The sequence below is a fragment of the Rhodanobacter sp. TND4EL1 genome (genome assembly GCF_054061035.1).
This window is the reverse complement of record NZ_JBSSDT010000003.1, coordinates 159693-175231: the sequence shown is the minus strand read 5'-3', so window position 1 is coordinate 175231 and position 15539 is coordinate 159693. Positions and strand designations below refer to the sequence as shown.

Annotated in this window: 11 protein-coding genes; 4 read left to right on the top strand and 7 right to left on the bottom strand. The window is 66.5% G+C overall.

Annotation, left to right across the window (positions count from 1 at the left end; genetic code table 11):
• Positions 1-13: 13 nt before the first annotated feature.
• The 6 genes from ntrC to ACVWWQ_RS12575 form a co-directional block, all read right to left on the bottom strand.
• The gene (ntrC, locus tag ACVWWQ_RS12600; protein ID WP_133948998.1) at positions 14-1393 is read right to left on the bottom strand and encodes a nitrogen regulation protein NR(I); all 1380 of its coding nucleotides are present in this window, start codon (positions 1391-1393) and stop codon (positions 14-16) included.
• On the bottom strand, positions 1386-2390 hold the full coding sequence (locus ACVWWQ_RS12595; protein ID WP_133949000.1) for an ATP-binding protein: 1005 nt from the start codon (positions 2388-2390) through the stop codon (positions 1386-1388). Before ACVWWQ_RS12595 ends, ntrC begins: the two co-directional genes overlap by 8 nt.
• Positions 2391-2439: 49 nt before the next feature.
• Positions 2440-3780: a hypothetical protein gene (locus ACVWWQ_RS12590; protein WP_133949002.1), complete on the bottom strand. Its 1341-nt coding sequence runs from the start codon at positions 3778-3780 to the stop codon at positions 2440-2442.
• 97 nt (positions 3781-3877) lie between these two features.
• On the bottom strand, positions 3878-5287 hold the full coding sequence (gene glnA / locus ACVWWQ_RS12585; RefSeq protein WP_099653221.1) for a type I glutamate--ammonia ligase: 1410 nt from the start codon (positions 5285-5287) through the stop codon (positions 3878-3880).
• A 189-nt stretch (positions 5288-5476) separates the two neighbouring features.
• On the bottom strand, positions 5477-6805 hold the full coding sequence (locus ACVWWQ_RS12580; protein WP_133949004.1) for an ammonium transporter: 1329 nt from the start codon (positions 6803-6805) through the stop codon (positions 5477-5479).
• 20 nt (positions 6806-6825) lie between these two features.
• Positions 6826-7164 carry a P-II family nitrogen regulator gene (locus ACVWWQ_RS12575; protein WP_099653222.1) on the bottom strand — a complete coding sequence of 113 codons (339 nt, stop codon included), beginning with the start codon at positions 7162-7164 and terminating at the stop codon, positions 6826-6828.
• Positions 7165-7560: 396 nt separating this feature from the next.
• Here ACVWWQ_RS12575 and ACVWWQ_RS12570 point away from each other — a divergent pair, with 396 nt between their 5' ends.
• Positions 7561-8358, top strand: a complete 798-nt coding sequence (locus tag ACVWWQ_RS12570; protein WP_133949006.1) for an undecaprenyl-diphosphate phosphatase — start codon at positions 7561-7563, stop codon at positions 8356-8358.
• A gap of 18 nt (positions 8359-8376) precedes the next feature.
• Here ACVWWQ_RS12570 and ACVWWQ_RS12565 read toward each other — a convergent pair whose 3' ends face one another.
• Positions 8377-9345 carry a LysR family transcriptional regulator gene (locus ACVWWQ_RS12565; protein WP_133949008.1) on the bottom strand — a complete coding sequence of 323 codons (969 nt, stop codon included), beginning with the start codon at positions 9343-9345 and terminating at the stop codon, positions 8377-8379.
• Positions 9346-9489: 144 nt separating this feature from the next.
• On the opposite strand from ACVWWQ_RS12565, the gene ACVWWQ_RS12560 reads away from it, so the two are divergent.
• From ACVWWQ_RS12560 to ACVWWQ_RS12550, 3 genes are all read left to right on the top strand, one after another.
• Positions 9490-10734, top strand: coding sequence for an efflux RND transporter periplasmic adaptor subunit (locus ACVWWQ_RS12560; RefSeq protein WP_133949010.1), 1245 nt, complete (start codon positions 9490-9492; stop codon positions 10732-10734).
• A 175-nt stretch (positions 10735-10909) separates the two neighbouring features.
• Positions 10910-14101, top strand: a complete 3192-nt coding sequence (locus ACVWWQ_RS12555; protein ID WP_133949012.1) for a multidrug efflux RND transporter permease subunit — start codon at positions 10910-10912, stop codon at positions 14099-14101.
• Positions 14101-15534, top strand: coding sequence for a TolC family protein (locus ACVWWQ_RS12550; RefSeq protein WP_133949014.1), 1434 nt, complete (start codon positions 14101-14103; stop codon positions 15532-15534). The genes ACVWWQ_RS12555 and ACVWWQ_RS12550 overlap by 1 nt, the downstream gene beginning before the upstream one ends.
• The last annotated feature ends 5 nt before the right edge of the window (positions 15535-15539 follow it).

Here is a 15539-nt window from a genome sequence, read left to right as displayed (position 1 = left end):
AGAATCGGACGCGTCAGCTACGCCGCGTGCGTGAAGCACCGAGCTTGCGGGTGAGCGTGTTGCGACCGACCCCCAATGCCTGTGACGCGTTCTGGCGATGGCCGCCATTGGCTTCCATCGCCGCCTGCAGCAGGGTCTGGTCCAGTGCTTCACGGGCCCTTGCGTGGATGCCGGCTTCGCCGTCGGCCAGGGCCTGCACGGCCCACTCTCGCAGTGCGTCGGTCCATTCGCCCCCGTGGGTGTTCTTCACCACGGCGCCCAGATCGCCCGGCAGGATTTCGTTCCCGGGAGCGATCACGGCGAGCCGGCGGCACAGGTTTTCCAGCTCGCGCACGTTGCCGGGGTAGTCGCGCTGCGCGACCAGTTTCAGCGCGCTTTTTGAGAAACGCTTCGGCGACAGTTTCAGCTCTTGCGCGGTCGCGGCAAGGAAGTGCTGCGCCAACAGCGCGATGTCGCTGCGACGGGTGCGCAGCGGCGGCAGTTCGATGCGCACCACGTCCAGCCGGTGCATCAGATCGGCCCGGAACAGGCCGGCGGCGACGCGGGTGGCGAGATCCTGGTGGGTGGCGGCGACGATCCGCACGTTGCAGCGGATCAGCTCGCGCCCACCGACGCGATAGAACTCGCCACCGGCCAGCACACGCAACAGCCGTGTCTGCAGAATCAGCGGCATGTCGCCGATTTCGTCGAGGAACAGCGTGCCGCCCTCCGCCTGCTCGAAGCGGCCGGCAACGCGGCGGGTGGCGCCGGTGAACGCGCCTGCCTCGTGGCCGAACAGCTCACTCTCCAGCAACTCGCTGGGAATCGCCGCGGTGTTCAGCGCCACGAACGCCTTGTCGCGCCGCGCGCTTTCCTCGTGCAGCGCACGCGCGACCAGCTCCTTGCCGGTGCCGGTTTCCCCGGTGACCAGCACGTTGAGATCGCTGGCGGCGACCCGGCCGATCAGCCGGAACACCTCGCGCATCGGCGCACTTTCGCCGAGCAAGGCGTGGTTCGGTGCCGGCGCGTTGGCGGCCGTCACGGCGGGAGCACCGGCGCTGGCCAGCGCACGCTGCACCGAGGCCACCGCGTGATCGAGATCGAACGGCTTGGCCAGGTAGTCCACCGCACCGAAGCGATACGCCGCCGCGGTAGTGGCCACGTCGGTATAGGCACTCATCACGATCACCGGGCCGATGCCCTGCGTCTGCAACTCGCCGAGCAAGGCCAGGCCGTCTTCACCGGGCATGCGCACATCGGTGAGCAGCAGGGCGGGGCGCGATGCCTGCAAAGCGGTGCGCGCGGCAGCGACATCGCCGAACTCGCGCACGTTGAGCCCCGCGTCGCGCAGCGCTTCGGCCAGCACGAAGCGCACGCCGCGGTCATCGTCGAGCAGCCAGATCTCTTCAGTCATGCGTGCGCTCCAGCGGCAGGTACAGCGAAAACACGGTATGCCCGGGCCGGCTGCTGCAGCGCAGCTCGCCGCCGTGCTCGTGGGCGATCTCCCGCGACAGTGCCAAACCCAGGCCGGTGCCGTCGGCCCGACCGGAAACCAGCGGCTGGAACAGGGTGTCGCGCAGCGCGGTTGGCACGCCGGCGCCGTCGTCGATCACCTCCACCCGCAACACCATCCGCACGATCCGCTCACCCACCCGCACGCCGTGCTCGACCCGCGTACGCAAGGTCAGGGTGCGTGCGCCAGCTTCAGCCGCGTTGCGGGCGAGATTCAGCAGCACCTGTTGCAGGCGATCGGCATCGCCATGCAGGTCCGGCACGCTGGGGTCGTAGTCGTGGCGCAGATGGATCGGCGACGGCTCGGCCTGCAGCAGGTCGGTGAGCCGCTGCAGCAACTGGTGGATGTTGACCGGGCCCGGCCGGGCTGCGCCATCGTGATGCAGCAGGCGATTGGCGAGCGCGCCAAGACGATCGGCCTCGTCGATGATCAATCCCGCCAGCGCTCGCAGATCCTCGGTATCGACCCGGCGCTGCAACAGCTGCGCCGCCCCGCGCAAGCCGGCCAGCGGGTTCTTCACTTCGTGGGCGAAGCCACGCAGCGTGGCCGACAGCGGCGAAGCGGTCGACGGCGGCGCGGCCAGCACATGGACTTCCATCAACAAACCATCGTCGGCCGGTTGCAGGGCAACGTCCGCCACGAGCTCGCGACCGGCGGCGTCGGCCAGTGCCATCTCGCGCCATTGCAGCGGCCGCTGGTCGGTCAGCACGCGCGCGGCCTGGCTCAGCGCGGTGTCATCCAGCCAGCGCGCCAAAGGTTGCCCCGCCGCACTTCGCGGCCCCAGCCCCAGCCATTCGGCCAGCGCCGGATTGATCCATTGCAGGCGCAGCGCGGCGTCGACCCGGGCCAGCCCGGTCGTCATCGGCTCCGCCCAGCTGGGGCAATCGGTCACGTTCATTGCACCATATTGGGCAATGCGCCCGTTTGGTGCAACAACGGCGCTCCCTCTAGGACGACAACGGCAGCACGAGGGCGTCGCGATGACGGCGTGGCTTGCTGTACGGCATCAGCAGCTGTCCTTCGGAGTCGTCCAGTTGGAAGCGCCGGCTGCCTCCCCGTTGCAGGGCGGGTAGTGCCTGGTTGAAGGCCTTCCGCCATGCCTGCGGCGTGGTGGCGCTGGCGCGAGTCGCCAGGAACCAGCTGGTCAGGCGCAGGCCCGCCGCGAAGTCCGCATTGCGGTTCATGTATTTGGTGTACCCCGGCGCGGCGACCCCGGCCAACAGCCGCCCCATCGGATTGGCGACCCTGTCGAACAGGTCGGAGCGAAGGGGCGGGATCTGATCCGAGCTCAGCCGAACATCGTTTTGCATGTCGTCGATCGTCTGCGCCTGGCAGCTCCAGGCGTAGCGTGGTGCCAGCAGCGAGCGCGTGCGTCCCGGAGCCACCAGCAGACGCTGCAGCCGGCTCGCGCCATGCGAAGGCTCGCCGTCGACGATGGCCATGGCGGTGAGCGCGTACTGGTATTCCCGGCGCACGGGTGCGCACAGATCCACGTCGGCGCGAGTGACTGGTGCGAAGGCGAGGGCACAGTCCGCCGGCACGGGCTGCACTGCCGGCCATTCCCGCAACATGCCGGCCAGCAGACGTTCGATGGAATCCATCCAGGCATCGGCCACCATCGCGCCGAGCAGCGAATTGGTATGGGCGTGCAGCTGGCGCACCACGCGCGCGTCGTGGCAAACCTGCGCCATTGCCACCTCTTGCCGCCCGTCGACAAAGTCCCATGCCGCTGCCGTCAGGCGGAGATTGCCCGCCTGCGCGAAGCTGGGTGTCGGTGTATCCAACGAAAGCGGGGTGTCGTCCCAAAGCACGGCGTTCAGCGGGATGGCTCGGATTTGCGCCAGGCGGCCCGCCTGCGCGGCGAGCAGCTTGCCCAGCACCAGCGCGTTTGCGCGCACCTTGGCCAGGCACTCGTCGTCGGCCCCGCGGCAAAGCTGTTTTTGATCGTCAGGACTCAACGCAGGCCGCTTCGAAAAGCGTTGTCCGAGCGTGCCGACGTAATCGCCGGGGGCGGATGCATCGCGACGATGTTGCGCCCATGCGGCGAGCTGCTCGCGCTCCAGTGCGTACGCCGAAGCGATTTGTGCGGCAGGAATGTCGTAATCCAGCAGCCAGAAATTCGCCCACGCGTTGGGCGCGTCGGCTGGCGGTGGCCTGGTGGCAAGCAACGACAGCGCCTGCGCCTGTTCGGCGGTGGGCGGGCGCAAGCGTGTCCACAAGAAGCCGAGGACCCAGGCGAGCACGCATGCCGCGACGAGCCAGGCGAAGGTTCTGGCGATCCATGCCATGTGACGTTCCTTGCAGGGATTCAGCTGCGGAATGTAGCAGTACACAAGCAAGACGGGCGCCTGGGCGCCCGTCTTGCTTCGCCACCGAGCGTATCGATCAGAGCGAGTAGTACATCTGGAATTCCAGCGGGTGGGTGCTGGCGCGGTACCGGGTGACTTCCTTCATCTTCACTTCGATGTAGGCATCGATGAAGTCGTCGGTGAACACGCCGCCGGCCTTGAGGAAGTCGCGATCCTTGTCCAGCGCTTCCAGCGCGGCGTCGAGGCTGGAGCACACCTGCGGAATGTTCTTCTCTTCTTCCGGCGGCAGGTCGTACAGGTCCTTGTCGGCCGGCGCGCCCGGGTCGATCTTGTTGAGGATGCCGTCGAGGCCGGCCATCATCAGCGCGGTGAACACCAGGTAGCCGGAGTTCATCGGATCGGGGAAGCGCACTTCGATGCGGCGACCCTTGGGGCTGGCCACGAACGGGATGCGGCAGCTGGCCGAACGATTGCGCGCCGAGTACGCGAGCATCACCGGCGCCTCGAAACCCGGCACCAGCCGCTTGTAGCTGTTGGTGGTGGAGTTGGCGAAGGCGTTGATGGCGCGGGCGTGCTTGAAGATGCCGCCGATGTACCACAGCGCGGTCTGCGATAGGCCGCCGTAGAGATCGCCGGCAAACAGGTTCTCGCCGTTCTTGGCCAGCGACTGGTGCACGTGCATGCCGCTGCCGTTGTCGCCAACCAGCGGCTTGGGCATGAAGGTGACGGTCTTGCCGTTCTGGTGCGCCACGTTCTTGATGACGTACTTCATCGTCATCAGTTCGTCGGCCTTCTTCACCAGCGTGTTGAAGCGCACGCCGATCTCGCACTGGCCCGCGTTCGCCACTTCGTGGTGGTGCACTTCGACGCTCTGACCCAGCGATTCCAGCACCTTGCACATGTCGGCACGCAGGTCGCCCAGCGAATCGACCGGGCTGACCGGAAGATAGCCGCCCTTCACGCCCGGGCGGTGGCCGTGATTGTTGCCGTCGTACTTGTAGCGCGACGACCAGGCCGCCTCTTCCGAGCCGATCTCGTAGAACACGCGACCGGGGTCGTTCTGCCAGCGCACCGAATCAAAGATGAAGAATTCCGGCTCGGGACCGAAGAACGCGGTGTCGGCGATGCCGGTGGATTTGAGGAACGCTTCGCCGCGCTTGGCGATCGAGCGCGGGTCGCGACCATAGGCCTGCATGGTGCTGGGTTCCAGCACGTCGCAATGCAGAATCAGCTGCACGTGGGCGCTGAACGGGTCCAGGTGGGCGGTGTCCGGGTCCGGCAGCAGGATCATGTCCGACTCGCTGATGCCCTTCCAGCCAGCGATCGAGGAACCGTCGAACATTTTGCCGTCTTCGAAGGTCGACTCGTCGATCTGGTGCGCCGGGAAGGTGAGGTGATGGTGCACTCCGAGCATGTCGGCAAAACGCAGGTCGACAAATTCGACCTCGTGTTCCTGGATCAGGTCGAGCACTTTGTTGGCAGACATGGAGCAACCTCGGCGATGGATGATGGGGTGACTTGAGCAAACCCCGTGCCAATGGCCGAAACCACGGCACCACAGGGGCTGGCGGGCCTTGTCGGCCCGTCCGGGTCCGCCGAGCGTACCAAAATGGTGCAATCGGGGTGCCTTGCTGCACCCTGATTGCCCATTCAATCGGGCGATCCGACGATCCGCTCAGACATCGTAAGCGCTTTCACCGTGGGTGGTGATATCCAGCCCCTCGCGCTCGGCGTCGCTGGTCACACGCAGGCCGAACACCGCCCTGACCACCAGCCAGGCGAGCACCGACACCAGGGCGCTCCAGACCACCGTGATCAGCACGCCAAGCGCCTGTACCGCCAGTTGATGGCCCACGCTGAAGCCCGCCGCGCCGGCGCCGCCCAGCGCGGGCGCGGTGAACACTGCGGTCAGCAGCGCGCCGACGATGCCGCCGATGCCGTGCACGCCGAACACATCCAGCGCATCGTCGGCCCGCAACAGGCGCTTCAGGCCGGTGACACCCCACACGCAGCAAAGGCTGGCCAGCACGCCGATCACGATCGCGCCCATCGGCCCCACCGTGCCACAGGCCGGGGTGATGCCGACCAGCCCGGCGACCACGCCGGACGCGCCGCCGAGCATCGACGCGTGACCGCGCAGCAGGGCCTCGGTGGCCAGCCAGGCCAGCATCGCGGCCGCCGCCGCCAGCAAGGTGTTGATGAAGGCCAGCGCCGCACCCGAGTTCGCTTCCAGGTTGGAACCGGCGTTGAACCCGAACCAGCCCACCCACAGCAGTGCCGCGCCGACCATGGTGAAAGTGACGTTGTGCGGCTTCATCGGCTCGCGACCCAAACCCAGCCGCGGCCCGACCAGATACGCGCCGACCAGGCCGGCCACGCCGGCATTGATGTGCACCACCGTGCCGCCGGCGAAGTCCAGCGCGCCCTTGGCGGACAGATAACCGTCCGGCCCCGACCAGACCATGTGCGCGATCGGCAGGTAGGCAAAGGTGAACCAGATCGCCGCGAACAGCAGCACTGCCCGGAAACGCATGCGCTCGGCGAACGAACCCACGATCAGCGCGCCGGTGATCCCCGCGAAGGTCGCCTGGAACGCCACGAACACGTATTCCGGCAGCGCCACGCCCGCGCTGAAGGTGGCCGCCAGCGTGTCCCTGGTGACGCCGCGCAGAAACAGCTTGTCGAGGTTGCCGATCAGCGCGCCGCCACCGCTGAACACCAGGCTGTAGCCGTAGGCCACCCACAGCAACAGCAACAGCGAGAACACCGTCATCACCTGCATCAGCACCGACAGCACATTCTTCGAACGCACCAGCCCGCCGTAGAACAATGCCAGCCCCGGCACCGTCATCAGCAGCACCAGCAGGGTGGACGTGAGCATCCACGCCACGTCACCCTTGTCCACCACCGGCACCACCGCGGCGGCATGCACCATCGGCGCGACCAGCACCAACAGCACGGCCAGCCCCCTGCGGATGATGCGGAACCGCCCGGCTTCCTTCATGGCCCCCTCGCGCGGGCGGTTCACAGCGCGTCGGCGTCGAGTTCGCCGGTACGGATGCGGATCACCTGGTCCACGCCGGTCACGAAAATCTTGCCATCGCCGACATGGCCGGAGCGCGCTGCCAGCTGGATCTCCTCCAGCACCGCCTCGAGCAACTCGTCCGGCACCACCACCTCGACCTTGAGCTTGGGCAGGAAGTCGACGACGTATTCAGCGCCGCGATACAGCTCGGTGTGGCCCTTCTGGCGGCCGAAGCCGCGCACTTCCGTCACCGTGATGCCCGACGCGCCGGTGCGGGCCAGTGCATCACGCACGTCGTCGAGCTTGTAGGGTCGGATGATGCTGGTGACCATTTTCATGCGGGTCGCTCCGGGTCGGTGGCGCTGGACAGCTGATGGTTCAGAACGATCCGCCGGGAGTCACGCCGCGGCGGCACGATACCGATGGACGTCCAGACGTCCGTCGGCCATGCCGGGCCGACTTTTCGCGCGACCCTCAACCCGGCTCAGCAATCCACGTGCCATCGGGCGCAACCCTTGCTCCGGACCGAACAGGTCGACCAGGCCAGCGCGCAAATCTGGCCGTTCGCACCACCGGCGCGCGCGGGCCAGACGCCCTTGCACCGTTGCAGTGCGCCGCAGGTCCCGCCGCGCGACCCTAGTCGCCGATCCACCGCGGCGGCAAAACCCGTAAGCTATGGCGCCCGGCGGCGACGACCGGCGCGCCGGCCATTCCTCCACGCAACGGACTTTCCCGTGATCGATCTGCTCCACGTCATCCTGCTCGGCATCATCGAAGGCATCACCGAGTTCCTGCCGATCTCCTCGACCGGCCATCTGCTGATTGCCGAGAAGTTCGGCCTGGGCGCGCGTTCGGATCTGTTCAACATCGGCATCCAGGCTGGCGCGATCCTGGCGGTGACACTGATCTACTGGAAGCGGATCTGGCAGCTGCTGACGCAATGGCGCGAACCAGCCAACCGCGACTACCTGCTGAAGCTGGTGGTGGCCTTCGGGATCACCGCCGTGCTTGGCCTGATCGCGGTGAAGCTCGGCTTCAAACTGCCCGAAAAAGTGACCCCGATTGCCTGGGCGTTGGTGATTGGCGGTTTCTGGATGATCGCCGCCGAACGCCTGGCCGCACGCCAACCGGACCGCAGCGAGGTCACCTGGAAGGTGGCGATCCTGGTCGGCATCGCGCAGATGATCGCCGGCATCTTCCCCGGCACCTCGCGCTCGGCGGCGACGATTTTCGCGGCGATGCTGTTCGGTACCAGCAATCGTGCCGCCGCCACGGAATTCGCCTTCCTGGTCGGCATCCCGACCATGTATGCCGCTACCGGCTACGAGCTGCTGAAAGTGGTCAAGGACGGCGGCGCCGTGCACGAAGACTGGACCGCGCTGCTGGTCGGTTTCGTGGTCTCGGCGATCGTCGCCTTCATCGCGGTGAAATGGCTGCTCGGCTACATCCGCAGCCACACCTTCACGCCGTTCGCGATCTATCGCATCGCCTTCGGCGTGGCCTTGCTGTTGCTGGTGCCAGCGGGGGCGTAAGCCCGCGACGGCGGGTACTCAGGCCACGGCCGCCAGGCTTTTCTCGCGGGCGGGCTTCGACAGTCCCGGCAGGCCACCGGCGCACTGGCCCGGCTGGTTGGTGCGTTCGAACAGTTCGCGCACCCATTCGATGAAGGCCTGCACCCGCGCCGACAGATGCTTCTTCTGCGGATAGACGATCCACACCGGCTTGCCCGTCGAGGCGGTGTCGGTCATCACCAGCTCCAGCATGCCCTTGTCCAGCAGGCATGCGGCCAGCATGTGCGGCACCTGGGTAATGCCCAGTCCGGCCGCCACCGCCTGCAGCACCGATTCGCCGTCGTTGATCAGCATGTGGGCGTCGATGTCCACGCTCACCTGCCCGCGCGGCGTGTCGAACTGCCATTGGCGCGGGCGGCCGTTCGGGTGGACGTAGTTGATGCATCGATGGTCCTTCAGCTCCTCGATGCTGTGCGGGGCGCCATGTTTGCGCAGGTAGTCCGGCGAGGCGCACATCACGTTGCGCAGGTAGCCGATCTTGCGCGCGATCAGACTGGAATCCTCCAGTTGGCCGACGCGGATCGCGCAATCCAGCCCTTCACCATTGAGATCCGTCGGCGAGTCGCTCATTGACAGCTCCAGCCGGATATCCGGGTAGCGCTGCTCGAATTCGGCCAGCCGGGGAATGACGGCTGCGCGACCCACCGACAGCGAAATACCCACGCGCAACTTGCCGGTCGGCTTGCTGTTGGCGAAGTTCAGTGCCTCGGTGGCCTCGGCCAGATCGGCAAGGATCTCCTTGCAACGTGCATGGAACGAAGCCCCATCGTCGGTCAAACGCAATGAGCGGGTAGAGCGGAACAGCAACCGGGCGCCGAGCTGGGTTTCCAGCCGGGAAACGGCCCGACTGACCCCGGATGGCGTCATCCCCAGCTGGCTGGCGGCGGCGGCGAAACTCTTGGCCTCGACCACGCGGACGAAGGTCGAAATGGCGGAAAAGTCTTCCATTGTTTCAATTCCTCGTCGATTCGTGACTGTGGCGCACGAGTGTAGTGCGCAAGACACGGATTTTCTATACCGCAAAGTACACCTATTCTCTCAGCCCTTCGCCGGGAGCCCCCTCCCCGGCTACCAAGGTTTTGGGAGCACGAGATGAAAAAGCAATGGGTGCTGGTCCCCCTGATCGCTGTTGCCGTACTGGGCAGCTGGGTCCTCCTGCATGGCGGTGACAGCCACGCGCAAAGCCCGGCCGGCGGGCCGCCGCCCGAGGTCACGGTGGCGCAGGCGCTGTCGCGCAAGGTCAGCGACAGCGCGGAATTCACTGGCCGGCTGGAGGCGGTGAACACCGCTCAGGTGCAGCCGCGGGTCGGCGGTTTCGTGGACTCGGTGCACTTTGAGGAAGGTGCGCTGGTACACAAGGGCGACGTGCTGTTCCAGCTCGACGCCCGCCCGTATCAGGCAGAGGTTGACCGCCTGGTCGCCAACCAGGCGCAGGCCAGGGCCGAGCTTAGCCTGGCGGAAACCAATCAGCGCCGCGCCGGGATGCTCCTGGCCCAGCATGCGATTGCGCAACAGGAAGCCGACCGCCAGAGCACCACGGCACAAAGCGCCCGGGCCCAGTTGGGCGCCGCCACCGCCGCGCTGGCCGCCGCACGGCTGAACCTGGATTTCACCAAGGTCCGTTCGCCGATCAACGGCCGCGTCAGCAATGCCCAGGTCACCCCCGGCAACCTGGTCACCAGCAGCAACGTGCTGACCAGCGTGGTGTCGGTCAACCCTGTTTACGTCTATTTCGACGTCGACGAACAGACCTGGCTCAAGCTCGACCACCTGCGCGCCAGTGCGAAGCAGGCCGGCCGCAGTGCGCGGATCGAGGCGGCGATGGGCCTGGCCGACGAGTCCGGTTATCCGCATGAGGGTCGTCTCGACTTCGTCGACAACCAGCTGCACACCGGCTCCGGCACGATGCGCCTGCGCGCGGTGTTCGACAACACCGACAGCCTGTACACGCCGGGCTTGTACGCCCGCGTGCAGTTGCAGAGCGGCCAGGTGAAGTCGCGCGTGCTGGTCGATGACCGCGCGATCGGCACCGACCTGGGCAATCAGTTCGTTTACGTGGTCGACAAGGATCACAAGGTGCAATACCGCAAGGTGGACACCGGCCCGCTGGTGCATGGCCTGCGCGTGGTCGACAGCGGCCTGACCGCCAATGACGTGGTGGTGGTGAACGGCCTGCAGCGCGTGCGTCCCGGGGTCGAGGTGAATCCGCAGAAGGTGGCAATGAGCTACCGGCTGGACGCGACCGACAAGGCGCTGGTCGAGCGTGGCGATGGGCCGGACGCCGATTCGCGGACGGCACAGGCGAACAGGGTGCCGCCAAAGACACCGCAAGGCTGACCACGCCCCGCGACCGAAGAAAATCGCCTTGCGGGGGCGGGGAGGGATGAAGTCATCCGGCCCGCCTGAAACCGGTCGCAAGAGTGTTACCCCCTTCCAACCTCCCGCTGCCGAGCAGGGGGAGGAGCAACGAGAGACCGAAGCCGCGAAGCGCGCTTCGTCGAGGATGCATTGCATGAAAAACATCGCCCAATTCTTCGTCGACCGACCGATCATGGCCGCCGTGTTGTCGTTGCTGTTCGTGATCACCGGCTCGATTGCGGTGTTCCAGCTGCCGATCAGCGAGTACCCCGAAGTGGTGCCGCCGACTGTCGTGGTGCACGCGAGCTATCCCGGCGCCAACCCGAAGGTGATCGCCCAGACTGTCGCCACGCCGCTGGAAGAACAGATCAACGGCGCCGAAGGCATGCTGTACACCTCCTCGCAGGCGACCAGCGACGGCGCGCTCACGCTCACCGTCACGTTCGCGCTGGGCACCAACCTCAACGACGCCCAGGTCGACGTGCAGAACCGGGTGGCCCAGGCGCTGCCGAAACTGCCCGAGGAAGTGCAGCGGCTCGGCGTGACCACGCAGAAGAGCTCGCCCGACCTGACCATGGTGGTGCATCTCACCTCGCCCGATCAGCGCTACGACATGCTGTACCTGTCGAACTACGCGCGATTGCACGTGAAGGATGTGCTGGGCCGCCTCAACGGCGTGGGCGACGTGCAGATCTTCGGCGCCGGCGAATACTCCATGCGCGTGTGGCTGGATCCGCAGAAGCTGGCGCAGCGCTCGCTGACTACCGGCGACGTGATCAACGCGATCCGCGAGCAGAACGTGCAGGTCGCCGCCGGCGCGCTGAATGCGCCGCCCGGTCCGGGCAGTGCCGCGTTCCAGCTCAACATCAACACGCGCGGCCGGCTGGTCAGCGAGGATGACTTCCGCAACATCATCGTGCGCACCGATGCCAATGGCGGCGTGACGCATCTCGGCGACGTGGCGAAAATCGACCTCGGCTCGAACAGCTACGCGCTGCGCAGCCTGCTCGACAACAAGCCGGCGGTAGCGCTGCCGATCTTCGCCCGACCGGGCTCCAACGCGATCCAGATCTCCGACGAAGTGCGCGCCACCATGGCGCAGCTGAAAAAGGATTTCCCGCAAGGCGTCGACTACAGCATCGTCTATGACCCGACGGTGTTCGTGCGCGGCTCGATCGAGGCGGTGGCGCATACCCTGCTGGAAGCGATCCTGCTGGTGGTGCTGGTGGTGATCCTGTTCCTGCAGACCTGGCGCGCCTCGATCATCCCGCTGGTGGCGGTGCCGGTGTCGCTGATCGGCACGTTCGCGGTGATGTATCTGGCCGGCTTTTCGCTCAATGCACTGAGCCTGTTCGGGCTGGTGCTGGCGATCGGCATCGTGGTCGACGACGCGATCGTGGTGGTGGAGAACGTCGAGCGGCACATCGAACTGGGTGAGTCACCGCGAAACGCCACGCGCAAGGCGATGCATGAAGTCACCGGGCCGATCGTGGCCACCGCGCTGGTGCTGTGCGCGGTATTCATCCCGACCGCCTTCGTCAGCGGCCTCACCGGCCAGTTCTACCGCCAGTTCGCGCTGACCATCGCGATCTCCACGGTGATCTCCGCGTTCAACTCGCTGACCCTGAGCCCGGCGCTGGCCGCGGTATTGCTGAAAGGCCACGACGCGCCGAAAGACCGCCTCACCCGCGGCATCGATCGCGCGTTCGGCTGGCTGTTCCGTCCGTTCAACCGGATGTTCCATCGCGGCTCGGATCGCTACGTCGGTGGCGTCAAGCGCGTCATCGGCAAGGGCAAGCTGGCACTGGTGCTCTATGCCGGCCTGATCGCGCTGACGTGGTTCGGCTTCTCGCATGTGCCGACCGGTTTCGTGCCGGGCCAGGACAAGCAGTATCTGGTGGCGTTCGCGCAGCTGCCCGACGCATCGTCGCTGGACCGTTCCGAGAATGTCATCGAGCGGATGAGCGCGATCGCGTTGAAGCAGCCTGGCGTGGAACATGCCGTCGCATTCCCCGGCCTGTCGATCAATGGTTTCACCAACTCGACCAACTCCGGCATCGTGTTCGTCACGCTGAAGCCGTTCGAGGACCGTCGCGGCGCCGATCTTTCGGCCGGCGCGATTGCCGGTGCGTTGAACCAGAAATTCGGCGCAATCCAGGATGCGTACATCGCGGTGTTCCCGCCGCCGCCGGTGATGGGTCTGGGCACGATCGGCGGCTTCCGCCTGCAGATCGAGGATCGCAGTGATCGCGGGTTCGACGAGCTGTACCAGCAGACGCAGAACCTGATCGCCGCCAGCCGCAAGGAGCCTGCACTGGCCGGCCTGTTCTCCAGCTTCCAGGTCAGCGTGCCGCAGGTGGATGCCGACGTGAACCGCGAGAAGGCCAAGGCCGAGGGCGTGAATCTGGGCGATGTCTACCAGACCATGCAGGCATACATGGGCTCGCTCTACGTCAACGACTTCAACCGTTTCGGCCGCACCTACCAGGTGAACGTCTCGGCTGACCCGGCGTTCCGCCATTCGCCCGAGGACATCCTGCAACTGAAGACGCGCAACGCGCAGGGCCAGATGGTGCCACTGGGCTCGTTCGTCACCGTGCAGCACGGTGCCGGCCCGGATCGCGTGCAGCACTACAACGGTTACCCCACCGCCGAGATCAATGGCGGCCCCGCGCCGGGCTTCAGTTCCGGCCAGGCGCAGGCGGCGATGGAGAAACTGGGGAAGGACAACCTGCCCAACGGCATCAGCTTCGAGTGGACCGAGCTGACCTACCAGCAGATCCTCGCCGGCAACACCGCAATCCTGGTGTTCCCGTTGTGCGTGCTGCTGGTGTTCCTGGTGCTGTCGTCGCTGTACGAAAGCTGGTCGCTGCCGCTGGCGGTGATCCTGATCGTGCCGATGGTGCTGTTGTCCGCGATCGCCGGCGTGTGGCTCTCCGGTGGCGACAACAACATCTTCACCCAGATCGGATTGATCGTGCTGGTCGGACTGGCGTGCAAGAACGCCATTCTGATCGTCGAATTCGCCCGCGAACGCCAGCATGAAGGCATGAGCCGTCATGACGCGGTGCTGGAGGCGGCCAAGCTGCGACTGCGCCCGATCCTGATGACCTCGTTCGCCTTCATCATGGGCGTGGTGCCACTGGTGACCTCGCACGGCGCTGGTGCCGAGATGCGCCATGCGATGGGCGTGGCGGTGTTCGCCGGCATGCTCGGCGTGACCATCTTCGGCTTGATCTACACGCCGCTGTTCTATGTCCTCATTCGCGCCCTGGTCGAACGTCGCGAGGCGCGTGCAGCCGAACGCGCCGCCGCGCACGCCCTGCCGGCGCTGGAGAACCACTGATGAAAACGATGCTGAAGATGGCCGCGCTCGCCACGGCCCTGGCCCTCGCCGGCTGTGCCAGCGTGGGACCGAACTATCAGGCCGCGAAGATCGCGGCGCCGCAACTGCAGGGACTGGACGCCGCGCAGGAGAACAACGCGCAGTTCCAGGCCGCGTGGTGGAAGCAGTTCAACGATCCCGTGCTGGACGCATTGATCCAGCACGCCGCGGCGAACAATCTGGACCTGCGCATCGCGGTGGCGCGACTGCACGAATCGCGCGCGCTGCTCAGCGGTGCCAGGTCCGACCAGCTGCCGACGATCGACACCGACGTGAACTACACCCGCAGCCGCGGCCAGCAACCGGGCTTCAGCACCCAGCGCAGCACGGTGACCACCTACCAGGCCGGCTTCGACGCCTCGTGGGAGCTGGACCTGTTTGGCGGCGTGCGCCGTTCGGTGGAGGCCGCTGGTGCCGACCTCGGCGCCAGCGAAGCCGCCTTGCACGATGCCCAGGTCAGCCTGCTGGCCGAGGTGGCACGCAATTATTTCGAGCTGCGCGGCAGCCAGTCACGGCTGGATATCGCCCAACGCGACATCGAGAACCAGCGCCAGACCCTGCACCTGACCGAAGTGCGCCAGCAGCTCGGCGCCGGCTCCGAGCAGGATGTAGCCAGTGCGAAGGCCCGCCTCGCTGCCGTGCTGGCGCAGCTGCCAGTGCTGCAGACCCAGGTCAGCGCTGGCGAATACCGACTGGCGGTGCTGCTGGGTGAACGACCGGGTGAGCTCGACATCGACGTGTCGCCGAAAAGCTTCACGCCGATTGCCACCAGCTTGCCGATCGGTGACGCCGGCGACGTGCTGTCACGCCGTCCGGACGTCCGGATGGCCGAACGCGAATACGCCGCCGCCAACGCGCGCATCGGCGTAGCCAAGGCGGATTTCTTCCCGCACATCACGCTGGGAGGTTTCTTCGGCTTCCTGTCCGGCCGCAGCAATGACTTCGGCAGCCCGTCGACGCGGGCATGGACGCTGGCGCCCAGCATCAGTTGGCCCGGCCTCAACGTGCAGCGCGTGCGGGCGAACCTGCACGCCAGCGAAGCACGCACTGACGCGGCGCAGGCGAACTACCAGCGCACCGTGCTGGAAGCGATCGAGGACATCGACAACGCGGTCACCGGTTTCAACCAGCAGCGCATCCGCGTCAATCACCTGATCGAACAGGGCACGCAGAGCAGGCGCGCCGCCGACCTGGCGCGCGTCCGCTACCAGGAAGGCGCCACCGGCTTCCTCGAACTGCTTGATGCCGAGCGCACCCAGCTTGCCGCCGAGGACGACCTGGCTCAGGCCGAAGCGGCGATCAATACCCGCGCCGTCGCACTGTACAAGTCGCTCGGCGGCGGCTGGCAGGCGTGTGCCGATGAGGCCTGCTCGGGAGTCGCTGCCGTGCGCTGAGTCTT